We start from the raw sequence: 21,280 nt of genomic DNA, 5'->3' as shown, positions 1-21,280 counted from the left end.
CTTGCAAGGCATGGTCCGTCTCAGCGGACGGCGGAACCGAAAGCCTCGTCGGGCAGAACATCAAGAATGCAGGTCAGGGCCGCGTCGGCCAGCAGGGCGGCGGCCTCGGTCACACGCGGGGCCAGGGGCGGCGCCTCAAGGATGTCGGTGGTGAAGTCCCCCACCAGGGTCAGACTGCCCAGGGCGCGCTTTTGCATGGGCGCGCCATTGTAGCCGCCCATGCCGGAGGCGCTCACCACATGGCGACCGCCGAGCATGGCGTGCTCGACCAGCAGCCGTTTGTCCGCCGCGCCGTCCAGCGCCTCGACCCAGAGCGGACACGCCGGCAGCAGCGACGGCAGACTGGCCGCCGTGATCCGCTCCTGACGGCAGTCCGCCGTGACGGCCGGATTGAGCTCGCGCAAAAGCTCGGCCAGACAGGCCACCTTGGGCCGCCCCACATGACGCGGCCAGAACTGCTGCCGGTTGAGGTTGGAGGCATCCACCACGTCATCGTCGATGAGCAAAAAATGCTCCACGCCGCTGCGGGCCAGCATCAGCGCGGCATTGGAGCCCAGGCCCCCCGCGCCGGCTATGCCCACGCGCACGGACCGCAGTCGCGCGAGCTGGGCGGGCGCAAGGTAGCGGGCAAGGCCGCGCCGCAACAGGTTATCCGTCATCATTGAGCTCCCTTGCAACATCCGGGCGGGGGCGACCGTCTTCAGAAGGCGGGCTGCTCCACGCCCTGCGAAAGAAAGATGAGTTCCTCGACCATGAGCAGCAGCTCTTCGATGAGACCGCCGCCCCGCATGGGATGGCCGAAGATGGCCTCCCGCTGATTGTCGAGGCCGCGTCTGTCCACGGCGTCCGGCACGGTGGGGGCGAGGGCCTCGGCCAGACGGCAGGCCAGCAGATAACCTTCGGCCCCGGCCCGGAACAGACGCGCAAGATCCGTCAGGCGCTGCCCGCATCCCTCCCAGAAGGCCAGCGCCTGCGGCGATGGCGCAAGCGAGGCCAGCGAATGGAGGGCCGTATGCAGATTGTTGCAGGTCCCACCGGGCAGGCCCGCCTTCCAGCCCCAGAGCCAGGGCGTACGCCGGAAGAACAGATGATGCTCCGCCGCCAGATCGAGCACCTCGCGGACGCAGCGCAGCGCCTCCCGCAGGGGGGCGCGGGCGGCTGCTGGCCAGTGGGCGGCCTCGGCCGGAGCATCCATGTCCCAGGCGGGCACGGTTTCCGACCGCGGCTCCCGCCCGGCCAGTTCGCGCAGCAGGTGCGCCAGCCAGCGGTTGGCGTCCGGGCTGTCCGGCGTCTCCAGATGCGAATAGCTGAGGACGTAGCGGCCCCGCCCATAGTTGCCCGCGGCCATGAGCGGCTGATCCGTCAAAAAGTCCGCGGAGAGATCGACGCCGTACAGGACCTGCCAGGCCTCGAGCACATGGGGCGGGATGCGCTGGAGCGGCAGGTCCGCCAGCCAGAAATCCTTGTCCGGGCTGTGATAGCCGGCCAGCACGCTCACGCCTTCGCCCGGCGCGGGCGCGAAACGGCCCGGCCACCAGACCGGCAGGGAGGGCCTGTGCGCGGCGGCCTGCGGCGCGGGGTCGCGACCGCAGCGTCCGGGCATGCCGGCCCGCGTGCAGCCGCGCCAGCAGGGCGGCACCAGCGCGCAGGCCTCGTCGCCCAGCGGCGGGCGCAGGGGATCGGGAGCGGCGGCCGTGACGGCGGATGCGCCGGCCGGCACAGCGGAGCGGGCATCGTCCTCGTCCGGCAGGCAGGAGCGCACGCGCACCAGCGCATGCCCGGAAATAAGATGCTGCTGCCGTTCGGGATAGCTCCCGCGCGACCACGGGCAGATATGCAGGCCGTCACTTGGCCGCGCATGGCTGAGGGCCAGCCCGGCCCCGCCGCAAAAGCCCAGATAGCGCCCGCCCTCGCGCAGCCAGCGGCGCACGGCCTCGCGGCCCGCCTCGCCCAGGGCCTGCGCCTTGAGCCGGGCGTTCCCCCCCGGGGCCATGAGCAGCGGCGCGGCGTCGACGCCCTCCTGCGGCTTGCCTAAAAGGCCGCCATTAGCTATGTCTTTTCCCTTGACCAGACGAGAGGGCAGGCCCAGCGCGCGAAGAGCGCGCCAGACCATGAGACCCCAGATGTGGGAATCGTCCCAGAGGACGAGTATCGTGGGTTGCGTGACCTGCATAACAAGACAGTATTGCCGCCTTTCATGGAGAAAGCAAGATGGCTGACACCCTCCCCAAGGGCTACGAGCCCCGTGATGTGGAAGAGCGCTGGCGCGCCCACTGGCAGGACAACAAGACCTTCACGCCCGACCCCGACGCGCCGGGTGATCCGTATTGCATCGTCATCCCGCCGCCCAACGTCACCGGCGCGCTGCACATCGGCCATGCCCTGAACCAGACGCTCATCGACGTGCTCTGCCGCCATGCCCGCCAGAAGGGGAAGAACGTCCTCTGGGTCCCGGGCACGGACCATGCGGGCATCGCCACCCAGAACGTGGTGGAGCGCGCCCTTGCCAGGGAGGGGAAGACCCGGCAGGACCTCGGCCGCGAGGCCTTCATCGAACGCGTCTGGCAGTGGCGGGAAGATTACGGCCACCGCATCCTCAACCAGATCCGCGCCCTCGGGGCCTCCGTGGACTGGACGCGCCTGCGCTTCACCATGGACGAGGGGCTTTCCCGCGCCGTACGCAAGGTCTTCGTGCAGCTCTTCAATGAGGGGCTGATCTATAAGGGCGACTACATCATCAACTGGTGCTCGCGCTGCCATACGGCGCTGGCCGATGACGAGGTGGAGCACGAACCGCACCGGGGCAAGCTCTGGAAGGTGCGCTATCACCTTGCGGACGGCAGCGGCGAGATCGTCATCGCCACCACCCGCCCGGAGACCATCCCCGGCGACACCGCCATTTGCGTGCATCCCGAGGACGAACGCTACGCCCACCTGGTGGGCAAGTCGGCCATCGTGCCCGTGCTGGGCCGCCATATCCCCATCATCGCGGACAGCTATGTGGACCGGGAGTTCGGCACCGGCGCCCTCAAGGTCACGCCCTGCCACGACCACAACGACTGGGCGCTGGGCCGCACGCACAAGCTGGAATTTTTGCAGGTCATCGACGAGAACGGCGTCATGAAGGCCGAGGCCGGGCCGTATGCGGGCCTGACCAAGGAAGCCTGCCGCGAAAAGATCGTGGCCGACATCGAGGCCGCCGGCGACCTGCTGGACGTGGAAGAGCTGGACCATGCCGTGGGCCACTGCTACCGCTGCCATACTGTCGTGGAACCGCACGTCTCCACCCAGTGGTTCGTGGCCACCACCAAAATGGCCCCGGCCGCCCGCGCCGCCGTGCCGGAGCTGACGCGCATCCTGCCCGAGTCCTGGGCCAAGACCTATTACCGCTGGCTGGACAATATCCGTGACTGGTGCATCAGCCGCCAGATCTGGTGGGGCCACCGCATCCCCGCCTGGACCTGCGCCCAGTGCGGCAGGCTCATCGTGAGCGAAGAGGACCCGACGGCCTGCCCGCGGTGCGGCGGCAGCGACCTCAGGCAGGATGAGGACGTGCTGGACACCTGGTTCTCCTCCGCGCTCTGGCCCTTCTCCACAATGGGCTGGCCGGAAAAGACGAAGGACCTCGCCCGCTGGTATCCCACCAGCGTGCTGGTGACCGGCTTCGACATCATCTTCTTCTGGGTGGCCCGCATGATGATGATGGGCCAGCACTTCATGGGGCAGGTCCCCTTCCATGACGTCTATCTGCACGCGCTGGTGCGGGACGAGTCGGGCCGCAAGATGTCCAAGTCCACGGGCAACGTCATCGACCCGCTGGAGATGATCGACAAGTACGGCTGTGACGCCCTGCGCTTCACCCTCACCGCCTTCGCGGCCATGGGCCGGGACATCCGTCTTTCCGAGGCCCGCATCGAGGGCTACCGCCACTTCATCAACAAGATCTGGAACGCGGCCCGCTTCGCCCTGATGAACCTGCCGGAAACGGCTCCCGCCCCGGTGGACCTGGGCACGGTGGAGGGCCTGCACCATCAGTGGATCCTGCACCGCCTTGAGGCCGTCAAGCAGGAGATGGACGCGGCACTGGAGGAATACCGCTTCAACGACGCCGCCCAGACCGGCTACAAGTTCCTCTGGAACGAGTTCTGCGACTGGTATCTGGAGCTCATCAAGCCCGACATGCAGGACGAAGCGCGCAAACCCGTGGCCCAGTATGTGCTCTGGACGGTGCTGCGCGAGCTGCTGCTCCTGCTCCATCCCATCATCCCCTTCGTGACGGCGGAGATCTGGCATGCCCTGCCCGTGCCCGCCGGCCAGACGGCCACGGACATCGCGCTGGAGCCCTGGCCCGCCGCCCGTCCGGCCTGCGTCCGTCCCGACGAGGCCGCCCGCATGGAGCTCATCCAGGGCGTCATCGTGGCCGTACGCACCATCAAGGCCGAGCTCAACATCAGCCCGGCCCACAAGGTGAGCCTGCTGCTGCATCCCGCCGACGACGCACAGGCCGCCCTGCTGGAAGCCAGCCAGGGCATGATCTTCCCCCTCGCCCGGCTGGAAAGCCTCGCCATCGGCACGGACCTCACCGCGCCCAGGGCGTCGGCCTCCTCCGTGGTCTGCGGGTGTCAGGTCATCGTGCCGCTCAAGGGCGCGGTGGACCTCAACGGCGAGCTGGCCCGCCTGGACAAGGAACTGGCCAAGCTGGAAAAGGACGTGGCCGGCGTACAGGCCAAGCTGCATAATGAAAGCTTCACCAGCCGCGCCCCGGCCGAAGTGGTGGCCCGGGAACGCGAACGGGCCGAGACCCTGCTGGACAACCGCGCCAAGCTGCTGGCCCTGCGGGAACGCTTCCGCGAAGCGCTCGGGGATGACGGCGATGCCTAGGCATCCGCGTATTCTGACGGCGACCCTGCTCTGCGGGGTCGCCCTTTTGTTGCTGGCCGCCCCCGTGCGGGCCGCCCTGCCCGCCTCGGAAACGCGGCGCATCGTCACCGCCCTGCTGGACGTGCTCGACGACGACTCGCCGGCGCAGGCCCTGCGGGACATCGCCCGTTACCGCGAAGCGGGCTTCGTCCACCAGCCCGCGCTGGCCGTCTCCGAAGAGACCTGCCCCACCGAGGACGAGGATCAGCGGGCCGTGCTCAGCGGCATGATCGCCGCGGACCGCAGCTTTGCCTTCTTCTTCGGCAAGCCGGAAGACGCCCTGCGGGAAAACCGCCTGCTGCAATCCCTCTGGCGGCAAAAACTGCCCAGCCCCGGCAAGGAGGAGCTGCGCATCCTGCGCGACAAGCCCCAGAGCGAGCGCGCCCGTTCCATCGCGGAAAAATACCGCAAGCAGGAATACGCGGCCTTCGTGCGCGCGGCAGCCGGTGACGAGCGCCTGTTGCGCCTGCTGGGCGCGCATCTCTACGGAATCTATATCGAACGGCTCTACATGACGTCGGTCATGGTGCTTGCCGCCGCCGAAAGCGACGAACTGGAGCCGCTCTTCCTCGTCCATCAGACACTGGCCGACCATCACGGCAAGGCCCTGGAGCTCTTGGGCAGGGAAGCCATGCTCGGCGATGCGGACGAAAACGACCGCCGTGCCGGACTGGTGGCGCGACTGCAACACCTGCTCACGGCCGACAAGGGCCGCCCCACGCTGGACGGCCTGCGGGAGATCGTCACGCTCACCCAGGAAGAGCGCACCATCTACCTGACGCCCTGCCCGCTCCCCTGACCGCCCCTGCCGGCGCAAGGCCGCAAAAAGCGCAACAACCGTCCCGAGGCCCCCGGCTTTGGGACGGTTGTTGCGTCCGGCGCACCCGCCGCGGCATGCCCGCTCCTGACCGGGTCTGACGCCGGCCCCTCCGCCATTTTGCGCCTGCTCGACATTTTTTTCCGCATCATCAGGATAACCTGTCTGTTTTCCCTATGAATTTTTTATTTTTTGTCGATAACAGAAAGAAATCCCTCTGTTCAACGCCAGTTTTCCGGCAAAAGTGTGAGGTCCCCATGCGCCTGAACCTGACTCTCAAGGTCGTTATCAGTCTCTTTTGCTCCATGCTGCTGACCTGCGTCATCACGGTTGCCGTCGGCATCCACTTCATGACGCGGCCGCTGGAGGAATCCATCACCAACAGCCTTGAGCGCGTCCAGCGCAACATGGACGCCGTCAATACGGCCACCACGCAGCGATACCGCAACATCGGCCTTGCCCTGGCGGAGGACAGCGACCTGCACCGTGCCATGACTGCCGGCGACATGGCGGCGCTGCGGTCCCGGCTTGTCGCCTTTGCTCGTGACGCCCGTCTGGATGTTCTGACCCTTACCGATGCCCGGGGACAGGTGCTGGTACGCAGCCATAGCGAGCAGGCCGGCGGCAGCGAAGCGGAGCAGGCCGCTGTCAAGGCCGCCCTCAGCGGCACGGAGACCGTAGGACTCTGCACGCTCTCGGATGCGCCGCATCTGCTGGGGGCCGTCTTGCCCGTCCGCAGCGGCGGCAGCGTGATCGGCGCGCTGGCGCTGGGCGTTTCGCTGGACAATCCCGCGCACATCGACTGGCTCAAGCGGATCAACGACCTGGAAGTCACCTTCTTTGAAGGCGACACCCGCGTCATGACGAGCATCGTCGCCAACGGCAAGCGTGCTGTCGGCACCCGCCTGAACAATCCGTCCATCCAGGACGCCGTCCTGCAAAAGGGCCAGCCCGTCATACAGGAAAACGTCATCCTCGGCGAGCCCTTCCGTTCCATCTACTGGCCGGCGCGCAACGCTGAGGGACAGATCATCGGCATGTGGTTTGCCGGCGTGCCGGTGACCACGCTGGATGCCCTGCGTAACGAGGGTATTTCCGTTACCTGCCTGGTAAGCGGCGGGGTGCTGGTGGTGCTGGTGGCGCTTTCCGTCCTGCTGGGCGTCCGTCTGGCCCGCCCGGTCAAGAAGATCACCGCCTATACGCTGGCCGTGGCCGACGGCAATACGCAGGTCCAGCTTGACGTGCGGGGCAGCGATGATATGGGCCAGCTTGCCGACGCCCTGCGCGGCATGGTGGCCAGCCTCCAGCAGAGTACCGCCGAGGCCGAAGCCAAGACCCGCGAGGCCGAAGCGCGCGGCGAAGAGGCCCGAAAGGCCCTGGCGGAGGCGGAAGAGGCCCGCAAGCAGGCCGAAAGCGGTCGTCGCGAGGGCATGCTGGCCGCCGCGGCACGCATCGAAAGCATTGTGGACTCGGTCAGCGATGCTGTCCGCAGCCTGAACGCCGAGATCGACAATGCCAGTCAGGGAGCCAGCCAGGCCTCGGCCCGTCTGGGAGAAACGGCTACGGCCATGGAAGAGATGAATTCCACCGTGCTGGAAGTGGCCCGCAGCGCGGGCAACGCCGCCGACGTCTCCAACGAGGCCCGCGGCAAGGCCGATGAGGGCGCGGCGGTGGTGGCCAAGTCCGTTCAGAGCATCCAGAGCGTTCAGGAGCAGTCCGGCCAGTTGCGCCAGGACATGAATACGCTGGCTGAACAGGCCCAGGCCATCAATCAGATTATGAGCGTCATTTCCGATATTGCCGATCAGACGAACCTGCTGGCTCTCAATGCCGCCATCGAGGCGGCCCGTGCCGGGGAAGCCGGGCGCGGCTTCGCCGTGGTGGCGGATGAGGTACGCAAGCTGGCCGAAAAGACCATGAACTCCACCACGGATGTGGCCACGGCCATCCATGCCATCCAGGAAAGCGCCGGCAAGAGCATGAAGCAGGTGGATCTTGCCGTGGAGAACATCAGTCAGGCCACGGACTTTGCCGACCAGTCCGGCGCGGCGCTCAAGGATATCTTCCAGCTCATCGAGACCTCCTCGGACCAGGTGCGGGCCATTGCCGCCGCCAGCGAACAGCAATCCGCCGCCAGCGAGGAGATCAACCGCTCCATCAGCGAGGTCAACCGCCGGGCCGATGAGCTTGCCCATGCCATGAGCACGGCCGCCGCCGCTGTGGAAAGCCTGAACACCCAGACCCAGAACCTGAGCCGCATCGTTGAGGATCTGAAGAACAGCTAGCCCCTGTCACCGCTTTTCACCGCCTTGCTGGGGGGAGAAGGCCGCGCCTTACATAAGACACCTGCGCCGAACACGCTCTGCTTGCCCTTGCGGGCGGGACTGCCTCGCGCTCCTGACCTTCCCCTGGCAAAAACACGCTGGGGAAGGGATAAGGGGCTTGGGCGACCCGCAGGGCCGTTGTGAACGCTGTCCGCATGGTGGCCGGAGGCCGTGACCGCGAAATTCGTGCCGCAGGGCAGCCAAAAGCCCCCGTTCGCATGGCGAGCGGGGGCTTTTCAGAATCAGCGGGACACCTGGCCGGCGCACGCCGGAAGGAGCCGGCGCGAGATGCGCGAAGCGCCCGCATCGACACCTTCCGACGAAACAAACCGGCCGGGCACGGACGATGGCCGCAGCCCGCGACATATCATATCGCCGGGCAGGCGACACGCGGGACGGTCTGGCGTCCTACATGAAGAACTTGTCCAGCGCCGTCATAATGGTCGTGGACGTGAAGAAGGAGAAAATGGAGATCAGCAGGGACATGATGCCCAGAAAATACTGCTTGCGGATCAGGGCGATGACCCCCAGCACGACGGCGGGCGGGATGAAGAACGCCGCAAAAAGGAAGAGGCTGGACACGGCGCAGACCATGGCCGCAATGCCGATGATGCGGTTGGGCGCGACAGGGGCGGCCGAATTGGCGCGCAGCAGGGCGTCGGCCGCGCCGCCGCCAAGGCTGTTGCGCGGCACATAATTGTCGTCGTCGCGCAGGATCTCATCCGCCAGTTCGGGATCGATGTCGCTGTCCTTGCCGCTGTCGATAACGACGCCGAGGCGCTTGTTTTCATCAGCCATGATTCTGCTCCTTTCCCGGCACGGCCGGGCCTCCGGCAAGCGTGCCGTCGATTCTCCTTATCCTATTTGTCACGAATTGCAAATGCCTTTCCGCAGCCCGTCACGGCGGGGCGGCGCCGCGCTTCTCCGCAAGCGTCTTGCCATCCGAGCGGCCGCTTGCCGCGCGGGAAGCGCCGCCAGGGAGGCCGGCAACGCTCGTGGCGCTTACGTTTTCCGCTCCCGGTGCGGGGCCGGGAGCTCAGGCGGGCGCAGCCGTTCGGTGAGGCGGGTGTGACGGATGCGCGTGCGGTTGTTCTTCACCGCCATGTGCAGGGCGCGGGGCTCGCCCACCAGCACCACCAGTTTTTTGCCGCGCGTCACCCCGGTATAGACGAGATTGCGTTGCAAGAGGACGTAGTGCTGCATCATAAGGGGGATGACCACCGCCGGATATTCCGAACCCTGCGACTTGTGGATGGAGATGGCGTAGGCCGGGGCCAGCTCGTCCAGCTCGTCGAAATCGTAGGGGACCACGCGGTCGTCGAAGTTGACGCTCAGGGTGCGCTCCTTGCCGTCCAGAAAGACGATGCGGCCCACGTCGCCGTTGAAGACATCCTTGTCGTAATTGTTGCGTATCTGCATGACCTTGTCATGCAGGCGGAAGGCCCGCTCGCCACGGCGGACCTCGGTGCCGTGGGGGTTGAGCGCCTCCTGGAGCCGGGCATTGAGCTCGCCCGCGCCCACGGCCCCGCGGTGCATGGGCGTGAGCACCTGGATGTCGTCCACCGGGTCCAGCCCGAAACGCCGGGGGATGTGGTCGCGCACAAGTTCCACGATGAGATCCGCCGCCTTTTCCGGCACATCCTGCCGGATGAAGTAGAAGTCCGACAGCCTGTCCCGGCTGGACTCCAGCGGCGGCACCTGCCCGTGATTGATGAGGTGGGCGTTGCAGATGATCTCGCTTTCCGCCGACTGCCGGAAGATCTCCGTCAGCTCCACCACGGGCACGGCGCCGGAGGCGATGATGTCGGCCAGCACGTTGCCCGGCCCCACCGACGGCAGCTGATGCACATCGCCCACCAGTACGAGCGTCGCGCCCAGCGGCACGGCCTTCAGCAGATGGTAGAACAGCAGGATGTCCATCATGGAGGCCTCGTCCACCACGAGCAGACCGCAGGCCAGCGGATTGTCCTCGTTGCGGGCGAAGCCGTCCTCCTTGGGGCTGTACTCCAGCAGGCGGTGGATGGTGCGCGCCTCGCGGCCCGAGGTCTCGGACATGCGCTTGGCCGCCCGCCCCGTGGGCGCGGCAAGCAGGATGCGCGCCCTCACCTCGGCGAACAGACGGATGATGGCATTGATGATGGTGGTCTTGCCCGTGCCGGGGCCGCCGGTGAGCACCATCACCTTGCTGCGGGCGGCGGTACGCACGGCCTCGAGCTGCTCCGGCGCGAGCTGGATGCTCAGCTCCCCCGTCACCTTGTCCACCAGCGCGTCAGGATCGCTGAACTGCACGGACTTGGGCGAGCGCAACAGGCGCTGGAGATAGAAAGCCGTCTTGGATTCGCAGTGATGGTAGCGCCGCAGATAGACCGCCGGGGAAAGGGACGGGATCTCGGCTTCATCTTCCACCGGCGAGGGGCAGGTCGGCTCGTCCGGCCATTCCCGCACAAGGCGTTCCTCGGCTTCCAGCACGTCCAGCGCTTCCAGCACGAGCTGTTCTTCCACGCCGAGCTGTTCGCAGGCCTGGGCCAGCAGCTCGTCCTGAGGCAGGTAGACGTTGCCGTCGTCCGTGGACTTTTGCAGCACATAGAGGATGCCCGCCTGGACGCGCAGCGGGTTGTCCACTTCAAAGCCCAGCTTGCGGGCCGCGGCGTCGGCGGTCACGAAGCCGATGCCGTGGATGTCCATAGCCAGACGATAGGGGTTTTCCCGCACCACCTGGAGCGCCTCACCGCCGTAGGCCCGGTAGATGCGTACCGCATAGGCGGGGGTGATGCCGTGCGGCTGCAAAAAGAGCATGAGGTCGCGGATGCCGCGATGTTCCTGCCAGCTCTGGCAGATGCGCTCGAAATTCTTCTTGCCCACGCCCCGGACCTCCCGCAGGCGCTCCGGTTCCTCGTCCAGGACGCGGATGGTGTCCTCCCCGAACTTTTCCACGATGCGCCCGGCCATCTCCGACCCCACGCCCCTGATGAGGCCGGAGGCCAGGTAGAGCCGTATGCCCTCGGTGGTGGCCGGCAGGATCTCTTCCGCCAGGTCGAAATGGATCTGGCGGCCGTAGCGGGCATTGACCTGCCAGCGGCCCGCGACCTTCAGGTGTACGCCTGGCTGCGGATGCACCATATGCCCCACGCAGGTCACGGGATCACGGCTCAGGCCGCGCGCGGGCGCGCCCTGCACCTTGCTCTGGCCGGGCAGGGGCTTGTCCGGCTGCAGGCGCAGAACGGTATAGCCGTTCTCCTCATTATGGAAGATGACCCGCTCCAGCGTGCCGCACAGCTCCACGGCATCCGGGTCCTGCAAAAGGGGCAGATCAGCGCTCATGGGAAGCCTCCGGAACAGGGGAAAGCGGCGGCACGTCGTCCGCCTTGCGCCGCCGCGACCACCAGAACCAGTCCCGCCGACCGGGCGGACAGGCGGGATCGCGGGCCTGTTCCACCACACAGCGCAATTGATCCAGCACGCAAATATCCTGCGGCCCGCTCAGGCGACACAGCGTCGCGTACAACTCGTCAGGTTCGGCACGACGCACCTCCCCCACGCAGGTGATGCCCAGCGCGTGCAGGTCCGCCGTCAGGGCCGGACCGCACCCACGGAAAAGACCGGGCCTCAGGGGTGTCGCATCAGGCAGCGGAGCGGCCATCACCAGCGCCCGTCCCGCAGGGCGGCCGGACGCGGCAGGGGCAGCACCTCTTCCGGCAGGGCCGTCATGCGCGCCTGCAACAGCAGGGCATCGGCCAGCGTGAGCGCGGTCATGGCCCGCAGCACGGGCACGATGCGCGGGATGGCCGAGAGATCATGCCGTCCGCCCACCAGCACCGACGCCGGGCGGCCCTCCCTGTCGATGGTCCGCTGTTCCCTTGCGATGGAGGCGATGGGCTTGACGGCCGCGCGCAGGACGATTTCCTGCCCGCTGGAAATGCCGCCGAGGATGCCGCCCGCGTGGTTGGAGGCGAAACCTTCCGGCGTCAGGGGGTCATTGTTGACGGAACCGGTGCTGCGGGCCGCGGCAAAGCCGTCGCCCACCTCTACGCCCTTGACCGCGCCCACGCTCATAAGGGCATGGGCCAGACAGGCGTCCAGCTTGTCGAAGACCGGCTCGCCCCAGCCGGGAGGCACGTCGCGCGCGCGGATCTCCACGATGCCGCCCAGGGTGTCCCCGGCCTTGCGGGCTTCGGCCACGCGTTCGTCCCAGCGGGTGACCACCTCCGCCGAGGCCGCGTACTAGGGCCGGGAAAAGGCTTCGGAAAACTCGCGTTCCGCCGGCGGCACGGCGATGCCGCCCAGCTCCACGGCCGCGGCTTCCACGCCGATGCCGTGCGTCGCCAGCAGCAGCCGGGCCACGGCTCCGGCGGCCACGCGCGCGGCGGTCTCGCGGCCGGAAGAGCGCCCGCCGCCGCGATAGTCGCGCAGGCCCTGGAATTTCTGGAAAAAGCCCCAGTCCGCATGCCCGGGACGAAAAACTTCGGCCAGATTGCCGTAATCCCGCGAGCGCTGATCCTCGTTGGCGATGTAAAAGGCGATGGGCGTGCCCGTGGTCCTCCCTTCGAAGATGCCGGACAGGATGCGTACCGTGTCCGACTCTTTCCGCTTGGTGGCCGTGGGCCCCTGCCCCGGCTTGCGCAGATCGAGGTCGCGTTGCATCTCCGCCTCGCTGAGGGGCAGCCCGGCCGGACAGCCGTCCAGCACGCCGCCAATGCCCGCGCCGTGCGATTCGCCATAGGTGGTGAGGCGCAGGACGCGCCCGAAGGTATTGCCGGACATGGTGTCTCCTTGGCAAAAGAGGACAGAGGACTGTGCCGCAACGACGAAGAGCGCACCGCCTGCTCACTCATGGGGCAGGGGGTGCGCTCCCCGGACGATCGCTGCGGGAGGCTACTTCATACGGTAGGTGATGCGGCCGCGCGTCAGGTCGTAGGGAGAAAGCTCCACCTTCACGCGGTCGCCGGGCAGAATGCGGATGTAGAATTTGCGCATCTTGCCGGAGATGTGGGCCAGCACTTCGTGCCCGTTTTCCAGCTCGACGCGGAACATGGCATTGGGTAGCGCTTCCTGCACCACCCCATCTACTTCAATGGAACCTTCCTTGGCCATGACGCCTCCCGAAAAAATCTGTCTATCCGGTCAGCATAGCCCCAAAACGGGACATCTGTCAAACCATGTCCGCCGCTCAGACCGCCCGTGACGGCGGCCGCCAGATGAGCCAGGCCCCGATGAGGATGAGCGGCAGGCAGAGCACCTGCCCCATGGTCAGCCAGCCGAAGGCCAGATAGCCGAGCTGCACGTCCGGCACGCGCACGAACTCCACTCCGAAGCGGAAGATGCCGTACAGCAGGGCGAACAGCCCGGCCACCGCGCCGGGACGGCGCTTTTTGGCCGAGAAGATCCAGAGGATCACGAAGAGCGCCACGCCTTCGAGCAGCGCCTCGTAGAGCTGCGAGGGATGACGCGGCCAGGGGCCGCCGGTGGGGAAAATCATGGCCCAGGGCAGATCGCTGGGCTTGCCCCAGAGCTCGCCGTTGATGAAGTTGCCCAGCCGCCCGAAAAAGAGCCCCTGCGGCACCAGCGGCGCGATGAAGTCCGCCACCTCGAGGAAGGGCTTTTTGCGCGTGCGGGAAAAGTACCAGAAGGCCCCCACCACGCCCAGCAGGCCGCCGTGGAAGGACATGCCGCCATTCCAGACGCGGAAAATCTCCAGCGGGTCGCGGATGTAGTCCGCCAGGTCGTAGAAAAGCACATAGCCCAGCCGCGCGCCGAGGATGACCCCCAGCATGACGAAGGTCAGCAGGTCGTCCACGTCCTGCGCGCGCCAGCCAGACCCGGGCCGGGAGGCCCGCAGCCGCCCCAGGATCCAGCCTCCCACGAAGGCGAAAAGGTACATGAGGCCGTACCAGCGCAGCTGGAGCGAGCCGATGCTGAAGGCCACGGGGTCGATCTGGGGAAAGGTCATGCGTCCTGCCTCCCCATATCCTCGGGCAGACGGGCGTCGGGCGCTTCAAAACGGCCGCTCTTGCCGCCGTCCTTAAGCAGCAGGCGCACCCGTTCGATGACGATGTCCCGCTGGACGGCCTTGCACATGTCATAGATGGTGGCGGCCGCCATCTGCGCGGCCACGATGGCTTCCATCTCCACGCCGGTGGGGCCGTCGGCGCGCGCCTCGCTCAGGATGCGGATGGTGGCGGCGGCCTCGTCGATCTCGAAGCGTACGTCCGCATAGCTCAGGCCCAGCGAATGACACATGGGGATGAGTTCCGCCGTGCGCTTGGCGGCCATGATGCCGCCGATCTTGGCGCAGGTGAGCACGTCCCCCTTGGGCAGGGCCGCGCGCCGCAGCAGATCCAGAGTGGCGGGGGCCAGCCGCACGAGCGCTTCGGCCACGGCCACGCGCCGGGTGGCGGGCTTGTGTCCCACATCCACCATGCATACGTTGCCCCGGCTGTCCAGATGGGAAAAGGCGTTGTCCATGCAGTCCTCGCTGGTGTTGGTGTGGCTGTTGTCTTTACCGGAGGCCGGGCTCCGCGTCCAGCCCCGGCACGGGCCGCCGGAACGTCCAGGCCCCGAACGGCAGGTACAGCTTTTCGCGCAATGGCGGCCCCCCAGCGGCGACGAGGCGCGCAGTTTTGCGGGCAGCTCCCGTGAAGTGAACTCGCACAGCCTTCGGCCGTAGAAATGCCCCGGCGCAAGCAGGCCCTCGGCGCAGACGAGGGTCGTCATCTTGGGGAGTTCATCCTCGTAGACGACGCGCCGCAGGCCGGGCACGACCACATCCGGCGGCACGACAAGGCGACCGATATGCCGCCCCCGCGCCGCGAAGTCCGCCCGGCAGGCCTGCTCACGGAGAGCATTGCCGGCCAGCCCGAGGCAGGGATAGCCCACCAGCCAGACCAGCGCCCAGCGGGCCGGACGCGGCATGGGTCAGCGGCTCCACGGGCCAGCCTCCGGGTCAGCCTCCGGGTCGTCTTCCGCAGCCGGAGCGCAAGCGGCGCAACAAGACGGCAAACGCATTGCGGTCCGCCTCAGCGCAGGCCCAGCCACCAGTCCAGCCCCCGCGCCGGCCGGGGCGGACGCGGCGGCCGCCAGCCGGAATCCCGGCCGCTGTCCGGCAGATAGAGGCGTTCGCGCACAAGGCGCGGCACGGCATCGGGCGCGTAGCCCAGCTCCACGAAGAGCCGGAAGGGCGAACCGCCCTCCCCTGCCCGCAAACGCATGATCTCGCGCACGAAGCGGAGACTGCTGCCGAAGCGCTCGTCCGTGATCTCCAGATAACCGCGCAGGGTCTGCGGCTGGGCCGCGGCCGCCGCCTGTTCGTCCGGGGCGGACACGGCTTCCTCGGGGCGCAGGTTTTTCGGGACGGGCAGGGTCAGCGGCAGCAGGCTGAAGTCGAGGAAATCCCGGCAGATGACGGACTGTTCCCGCAGGCTTGCGGCCAGCTCCGGTCTGAGGGCAGGCCGGGGGAAGCCCCGCTCATGCGCCCGGCCCAGCGCGGTGAGCCCGTCGGCGCGCACCACGAGGCCGTTGGGCTGCCGCTCCTCGTAGAGCGCCCGCCAGAAGACCGGGGAAAAGGCGTCCGGCAGCACCACGAGCCGCTCGACCTTCCGGCCCTGTCCGGCCAGCTCGGCCCGGTAGGCGGCGGCCAGATGCCCGTTGAGCCCGATGGCGCAGCAGGGATAGAGCGCCAGCCAGCACAGGGCCAGCCGCGCCGGACGGACGACGCCACGGCGCAGGGCGAACCAGACCGCCGCCAGCAGGGGCAGCGTCAGCAGCAGGTCGATGATGAACACCCCGTTGAGGCGTACCCGTTCCGCCGAGAAGGGCAGGAAGATCATGGTGCCGTAGGTGGTGATGCAGTCCAGCCAGATATGCAGGAGGATAAGCCCGCCGAAAAAGAGCCAGACCAGCGGCAGCGGCCAGCGGCCCGGCGTGTCCCGCTTCCATAGGGGACGGGCCGCCAACGCCAGCAGCAGGGCCAGCACGGGCAGAAAGAACAGGGAATGCGTGATGCCGCGATGCAGCTGCAGGAATTGCAGCGGCCCGCGAATGAAGGCGATGTCGATGTCCGGGAAGGCGGCCACCAGCGCGGCCAGCGGCACGGCCCAGCGGGTGGCGGGACGGCGGGGCAGGGCCAGCATGGCCACGGCCCCGGAAGCGGCATGGGTCAGGGGATCCATTGTTCTCCTCGTATGGGTCGTTCAGGACGGGTAGCGGACGCTGCCGGAGGCCGGCCCGCGCGGCCACGCCTCCGCATCTTCCCGCAGCGCGGCAAGACGCGGCGACACGCCGAGCATACGACGAGACCCGCGCGGGCGCAACGGCGCGCCCGCCTCAAGCCAGGGGCATAACACGCCTTATCCTCTGGCAGCGGCTGCCGCAGCACAAAGCCGGTGAACAGGCGGCGCGACGCCATCCGCCATGGGAGCGTGATCAACCGCCACCGGCTGCGCCACGGGCGGATGGTCTCCGACACCGGGGCCCCGAAAAAGAGCGTCAGTGCGACGATCGTTGCGACGACCGTCAGCAGGAGGCAGACGACACCTCCCGCAAGGAACACCAGCGGCACGTTCAGAAGGAACAGCCATTCCATGCGTCGGCTCGCAGACAAAGCGTGGAGAGAGCCACGGCCGGGCGGCGGGGACAGTCGGCGCGCCGGGCGGTTCCCGGTCTCATTCGAGCTTGTCCCTCCGCGCCTGACGCTGCCGCTTCCATTCCGCATACCCCCTTCCCCGCAGATCCGTAGGAGAGTCGTCGGGATCCCCGCGGCGCGCGAAGAAGAACCGAACGCCCAGGAACAGGGTGAAGAGCAGCACGATGACCATCCCCGCGCCGACTATCATCCTGTCCTCGAGCTGGGACGCGCGGGACTCCGCCGTGGCGATGCCGGCCTCTGCTTGCGGGGATCGTGACGGAGTCTGTGCGGCATGTCCGCCGTGGCCGCCGTCCTGCGCAGCCTTCGCGCGGCGCTCCGCCTGTTCATGCTCCTGCGCCAGCCGGTCAATGTTCTCCAGCATCCGAAGGATCCGCATCTCCTGTTCGTATTCGCTCTCCACTCCCTGCGGGGGAGTGGCATGCCCGCCCGTTTCGAAAGCATGCGCCGGTGTGGCGGCCACGGGGATCAGACAGAGCGTGAGCAGCAGACGGGCAAGACCGCGCGACAGAGCAGCGGCTCCAAAGAGAGTATGTCGTGCGTGATTCATGCGGTTCCTCTAAGGTGCGGAGGGTGAATGGAAAAAACGCCGGACGCCGGGCGGGCATGCGCCGGAGGCAGCGACCGGGAGGACGGGGCTATGCCCTCCTGTTTTTCCGGGGCCGGCCTTGCCGCCATTTCACAGGGAGCTTTTCCTGAGCGCTCCCGTCAGCTTTTTTTGGGGAGGGTGCAGCGCCGCCACATCGGCCTGAAGCTCGGCGGAAAATTTCTCGACAGGAAACAGACCCCAGCGGCCACAAGGGAAAACAGCAGCGTCAGCACGATGTTCAACACAACTTCCATGTGGTTTTCCTCGCGAACAGGCGACAGGCGGGACGCACGGCCGGCGCACGTCCCGGGCACGGCAGGGTCGTCCGCCGTTCGACGCCCCTACTGTCGGAACGGGCTGCGCTGGCGCGGCACTTCACGATAGGCGGGCGATTCGGGGTCGACGCCGTCGCCGCGATACCGGTTGATGTAGCGCCGGTAATTGTCTAGCCCGGACTGCTGCATCTGCATCATAATATGCGGCTGATTATAAAAGAAAAGCCGCCGCTGTACGGGATTGGCTCCCGTCAGGGGCTGGCGCAGGCTCTCCACGGAGCTGATGCCGGGCGGGGCGCTGTCCGGCTCGGCAGTGCCCGTGCCGATGTCCCTGGGACCGCAGGCCACAAGCGTCAGCGAAAAGAGCAGGCAGACAGGAGAAAGGAAGCGTCGCATGTCCTCAGCATAGCCGCTGCCGCCCCGGCGCGCAAGGGCGGGGCATGCCCGCTTTTCCCTTGCCTGCCGCAACGGAGACGCATATACTTTCCTCCCCTGAAACGTCACCGGTCCGCCCCGGCGCAGGCGTCTCCCGCGCCTGCCGGCAGGGCTGGGCCCCAGCGAGGTCCACCATGCGTCCTGCCCGTTGCGGCATCACTCCCGAAGGCTGGCCGGTCATCGGCCTTACCGCCCTGGCGGCACTGGTCTTCGCCCTGCTGGGCGTCGGCTTCTGTGCCCTGCTCCTGCTGCTGTGCTGCTGGTTCTCCCTGCACTTTTTCCGCGACCCCGAGCGGGTCGTCCCGCAGGCGGACGGACTGGCCGTCAGCCCGGCGGACGGTCGCGTGGTCCGCATCGAGGAGAGGCCCGACCCCTTCACCGGGGAACGGCGCATGTGCATGAGCATCTTCATGAACATCTTCAGCGTGCATGTGAACCGCAGCCCGGTGGCGGCCACGGTGGAGGAGATCCGCTACTGGCCCGGCAAGTTCATCAATGCCGCCTACGACAAGGCCGCGGAGGAGAACGAACGCTGCGCGCTGCGCCTGCGCGGGGATGACGGGACGAGCTGGGTCATGGTGCAGATCGCCGGACTCATCGCCCGGCGCATCGTCTGCCGGGCCGAGCCCGGGGACGGCCTCACGCGCGGCGAACGCTGCGGCATGATCCGCTTCGGCTCACGAGTTGACCTTTATCTGCCTGAAGGATATGCTCCCAGCGTATTCGTGGGCGAACGCGTCTTCGCCGGACAAAGCGTCGTGGCCCGACGCCAGACCCAGTAACGCCGCAAGGGATCGGCCCCGCTATGGAAAAGACCGTGGAGAACAGCACGCCGCAGCATGGCAGGAAAGCCCCGCACAGGGGGGTCTATGTCCTCCCCAATCTCATCACGTCCTTAAGCATGTTCATGGGCTTCCTGTGCATGGTCTGGGCCGTGCAGGGACGTTTCGAGGCCGCGGTCTGCGCCGTTTTCCTTTCCGCCCTGCTGGACGGCATGGACGGCAAGGTGGCCCGCCTGACGGGCACGGCCAGCGAATTCGGCGTGCAGTACGACTCCCTCGCGGATCTGGTGGCCTTCGGCGTGGCGCCGGCCATGCTCATGTGGCAGTGGCAGCTTGAGACCTTCGGCCGCTGGGGCGTGGCCGTGGCCTTCCTCTATGCCGCCTGCGGGGCGCTGCGTCTGGCGCGCTTCAACGTCAGCACTACTTTCGTGAGCAAACGCTTCTTCATCGGTCTGCCCATCCCGGCCGGCGGCTGCACGCTGGCGGCCTTCGTGCTCTTTTGCGGCATGCTGCCCGACTTTCTCGCGCCCGCCGTCCCCCATGTCTGCTTTCTGCTCGTGATCTTCGTGGGCCTGCTCATGGTCAGCCGGGTCCGGTACTTTTCTTTCAAGGAATACGATTTTCTGCGCGCCCACCCCATCCGTTCCCTGGTGGGGGCCCTGGTGGCCCTGGCGCTGGTCTACTCCCAGCCGCGGATTTTCGCCTTTCTCTTTTGTGCCCTCTACATCGCCGGCGGCATCGTCTATACGCTGGTGATCCTTCCCCGTCGCAACCGTCAGCTGCTACGCGCCCTATCGTCCACGGACGACTGAAGGCTGCGTAACGGCCGCCACGCGTGTGGCACTCTCTTCCGGTCAGGCCGCCCAGGGCGGACGTTATGCAGGCAATGGTCCGAAGGAGGACGCGCCATGCCCAGAGGAGATGTGCATCATGGACAACAAGGTTTATTTTTTCGACACCACATTGCGTGACGGCGAACAGTCGCCCGGCGCGACCATGAACCTCCAGGAAAAACTCCGCCTGGCCCATCAGCTGGAAGTGCTGGGCGTGGACATCATGGAGGCGGGCTTCCCGGCTTCGAGCCCGGGGGACTTCGAGTCCGTGCGCCGTATCGCCGAGCAGGCGGGCGACATCCAGGTCGCCGGTCTGGCCCGCTGCATGGACGGCGACATCGACCGCTGCTGGGAGGCCGTCAAGGTGGCCCGGCGGCCGCGCATCCACACCTTCCTCTCCACCTCGCCCCTGCACATGAAGCACAAGCTGCGCAAGGACCCGGAAGTGGTGCTCCAGATGATCGAGGCCGGGGTGCGGCGCTGCGCGGGCTATACCGACAACGTGGAATTCTCCGCCGAGGACGCCTCCCGCTCGGACAAGGACTTCCTCTGCCGGGTGGTGGAAACGGCCATCAGGGCCGGGGCCACCACCATCAACCTGCCCGATACCGTGGGCTATGCCCAGCCGGACGAGTTCGCGTCCCTCATCAAGTACGTCATCGAGAACACGCCCAACAGCGACAAGGCCATTTTCAGCGTGCACTGCCACAATGACCTCGGTCTGGCGGTGGCCAACACGCTGGCCGCCCTGCGCGTGGGCGCGCGTCAGGCGGAGGTGACCATCAGCGGCATCGGCGAGCGGGCGGGCAACGCCGCGCTGGAAGAAGTGGTCATGGCCCTGCGCGTGCGGCATGACCTCTATCATCTCGAGCACAACATCCATACCGAGCAGCTCTACCCTTCCTGCCGCCTGCTCTCCATGACCATCGGCCAGCCCATCGCCAACAACAAGGCCATCGTGGGGGCCAACGCCTTTGCCCATGAGTCGGGCATCCATCAGGACGGCATGCTCAAGAACCGCGAGACCTACGAGATTATGACCCCGCAGTCCGTGGGCCGCACGGAATCCAGCCTGGTCATCGGCAAGCACTCGGGCCGCAATGCCGTACGCAACAAGTTCGAGAGCATGGGCTACAAGCTGGACGACGACCAGCTCCAGCTCGTCTTCGAGGCGGTGAAGAAGCTGGCCGACTGCAAGAAGACCCTGCACGACGACGACCTCATGGCCCTGGTACAGGAAGAGATCTACCGCCTGCCCGACCGCTTCCGCCTGCGCCATGTGAGCGTGCAGAGCTCCGATGCCGGCGGCGTGCCGCCCACGGCGGCCGTGCTCATGGACATCGACGGCATGGAACGCAGCGGCGCGGGCTTCGGCGTGGGACCGGTGGACGCCATCTTCAACGTCATCAACGACATGCTGGGCCGCGAACCGGAGCTGGAACAGTATGCCATCAACGCCATCACCAGCGGCACGGACGCCCTGGGCGAGGTGACCGTGCGCCTGAGCGAGGGCCAGTACAAGGCCGTGGGCCGGGGCGCGCATCCCGACATCCTGGTGGCCAGCGCCCGTGCCTATGTGAACGCGCTCAACAACCTCGCCAAGAAGGAAAAGGAAGGCGAACGCCTGCACTGCCAGCACGGCTAGCGCTTCCCCCGCGGGGGCGCGG

18 protein-coding genes and 1 pseudogene are annotated in these 21,280 nt (G+C 67.2%); 6 read left to right on the top strand and 13 right to left on the bottom strand.

The annotated features are described in order from the left end of the window. Positions 1-20: 20 nt before the first annotated feature. Entirely contained in the window at positions 21-659 is a 639-nt protein-coding gene (gene thiF / locus Q0J54_RS00640) for a sulfur carrier protein ThiS adenylyltransferase ThiF (RefSeq protein WP_296303367.1), read from the bottom strand. A gap of 41 nt (positions 660-700) precedes the next feature. Next, positions 701-2,173 carry a hypothetical protein gene (locus tag Q0J54_RS00635; RefSeq protein WP_296303347.1) on the bottom strand — a complete coding sequence of 491 codons (1,473 nt, stop codon included), beginning with the start codon at positions 2,171-2,173 and terminating at the stop codon, positions 701-703. 38 nt (positions 2,174-2,211) lie between these two features. Here Q0J54_RS00635 and Q0J54_RS00630 point away from each other — a divergent pair, with 38 nt between their 5' ends. The 3 genes from Q0J54_RS00630 (at position 2,212) to Q0J54_RS00620 (ending at position 8,022) form a co-directional block, all read left to right on the top strand. Next, a complete protein-coding gene (locus Q0J54_RS00630; protein ID WP_296303346.1) occupies positions 2,212-4,881 on the top strand; it encodes a valine--tRNA ligase in 2,670 nt (889 codons plus the stop codon). Next, entirely contained in the window at positions 4,874-5,719 is an 846-nt protein-coding gene (locus tag Q0J54_RS00625; protein WP_296303345.1) for a hypothetical protein, read from the top strand. Before Q0J54_RS00630 ends, Q0J54_RS00625 begins: the two co-directional genes overlap by 8 nt. A 275-nt stretch (positions 5,720-5,994) precedes the next feature. Then, positions 5,995-8,022, top strand: coding sequence for a methyl-accepting chemotaxis protein (locus Q0J54_RS00620; protein ID WP_296303344.1), 2,028 nt, complete (start codon positions 5,995-5,997; stop codon positions 8,020-8,022). A 447-nt stretch (positions 8,023-8,469) separates the two neighbouring features. Here Q0J54_RS00620 and Q0J54_RS00615 read toward each other — a convergent pair whose 3' ends face one another. The 11 genes and pseudogenes from Q0J54_RS00615 to Q0J54_RS00565 all read right to left on the bottom strand — a co-directional run bounded on the left by Q0J54_RS00615 (position 8,470) and on the right by Q0J54_RS00565 (position 17,959). Further along, positions 8,470-8,859 carry a hypothetical protein gene (locus Q0J54_RS00615; RefSeq protein ID WP_296303343.1) on the bottom strand — a complete coding sequence of 130 codons (390 nt, stop codon included), beginning with the start codon at positions 8,857-8,859 and terminating at the stop codon, positions 8,470-8,472. A gap of 204 nt (positions 8,860-9,063) precedes the next feature. Then, entirely contained in the window at positions 9,064-11,382 is a 2,319-nt protein-coding gene (locus tag Q0J54_RS00610; RefSeq protein ID WP_296303342.1) for an ATP-dependent RecD-like DNA helicase, read from the bottom strand. Beyond that, entirely contained in the window at positions 11,372-11,701 is a 330-nt protein-coding gene (locus tag Q0J54_RS00605) for a helix-hairpin-helix domain-containing protein (protein ID WP_296303341.1), read from the bottom strand. The genes Q0J54_RS00610 and Q0J54_RS00605 overlap by 11 nt, the downstream gene beginning before the upstream one ends. Next, positions 11,701-12,822, bottom strand: a pseudogene (aroC, locus tag Q0J54_RS00600) (chorismate synthase). Before aroC ends, Q0J54_RS00605 begins: the two are co-directional and overlap by 1 nt. A 111-nt stretch (positions 12,823-12,933) precedes the next feature. After that, positions 12,934-13,152: a translation initiation factor IF-1 gene (infA, locus tag Q0J54_RS00595; RefSeq protein ID WP_006008898.1), complete on the bottom strand. Its 219-nt coding sequence runs from the start codon at positions 13,150-13,152 to the stop codon at positions 12,934-12,936. A gap of 76 nt (positions 13,153-13,228) precedes the next feature. Further along, positions 13,229-14,008, bottom strand: a complete 780-nt coding sequence (gene lgt / locus Q0J54_RS00590; protein WP_296303336.1) for a prolipoprotein diacylglyceryl transferase — start codon at positions 14,006-14,008, stop codon at positions 13,229-13,231. Further along, positions 14,005-14,523, bottom strand: coding sequence for a cyclic pyranopterin monophosphate synthase MoaC (gene moaC / locus Q0J54_RS00585; RefSeq protein ID WP_296303366.1), 519 nt, complete (start codon positions 14,521-14,523; stop codon positions 14,005-14,007). The genes lgt and moaC overlap by 4 nt, the downstream gene beginning before the upstream one ends. Positions 14,524-15,074: 551 nt before the next feature. Continuing rightward, on the bottom strand, positions 15,075-16,226 hold the full coding sequence (locus Q0J54_RS00580) for a metal-dependent hydrolase (protein WP_296303335.1): 1,152 nt from the start codon (positions 16,224-16,226) through the stop codon (positions 15,075-15,077). A gap of 492 nt (positions 16,227-16,718) precedes the next feature. Continuing rightward, positions 16,719-17,249 carry a hypothetical protein gene (locus tag Q0J54_RS00575; protein WP_296303334.1) on the bottom strand — a complete coding sequence of 177 codons (531 nt, stop codon included), beginning with the start codon at positions 17,247-17,249 and terminating at the stop codon, positions 16,719-16,721. Between the two features lie 158 nt (positions 17,250-17,407). Continuing rightward, entirely contained in the window at positions 17,408-17,542 is a 135-nt protein-coding gene (locus Q0J54_RS00570; RefSeq protein WP_296303333.1) for a hypothetical protein, read from the bottom strand. Between the two features lie 87 nt (positions 17,543-17,629). Next, positions 17,630-17,959 carry a chemotaxis protein gene (locus Q0J54_RS00565; RefSeq protein WP_296303332.1) on the bottom strand — a complete coding sequence of 110 codons (330 nt, stop codon included), beginning with the start codon at positions 17,957-17,959 and terminating at the stop codon, positions 17,630-17,632. Between the two features lie 173 nt (positions 17,960-18,132). On the opposite strand from Q0J54_RS00565, the gene Q0J54_RS00560 reads away from it, so the two are divergent. From Q0J54_RS00560 to Q0J54_RS00550, 3 genes are all read left to right on the top strand, one after another. Next, positions 18,133-18,780 (top strand): phosphatidylserine decarboxylase family protein, encoded by a 648-nt coding sequence (locus Q0J54_RS00560; RefSeq protein WP_296303331.1) that lies wholly within the window; start codon positions 18,133-18,135, stop codon positions 18,778-18,780. A 23-nt stretch (positions 18,781-18,803) separates the two neighbouring features. Beyond that, complete coding sequence (gene pssA / locus Q0J54_RS00555) at positions 18,804-19,592, top strand: CDP-diacylglycerol--serine O-phosphatidyltransferase (RefSeq protein WP_296303329.1); 789 nt, start codon at positions 18,804-18,806, stop codon at positions 19,590-19,592. 118 nt (positions 19,593-19,710) lie between these two features. Continuing rightward, a complete protein-coding gene (locus Q0J54_RS00550; protein WP_296303328.1) occupies positions 19,711-21,258 on the top strand; it encodes a 2-isopropylmalate synthase in 1,548 nt (515 codons plus the stop codon). The last annotated feature ends 22 nt before the right edge of the window (positions 21,259-21,280 follow it).

It is taken from the genome of uncultured Desulfovibrio sp. (assembly GCF_944324935.1).
Classification (GTDB): domain Bacteria; phylum Desulfobacterota; class Desulfovibrionia; order Desulfovibrionales; family Desulfovibrionaceae; genus Desulfovibrio.
Note: the sequence above shows the minus strand (reverse complement) of the source record. Positions and strands in the feature narration are given on the sequence as shown.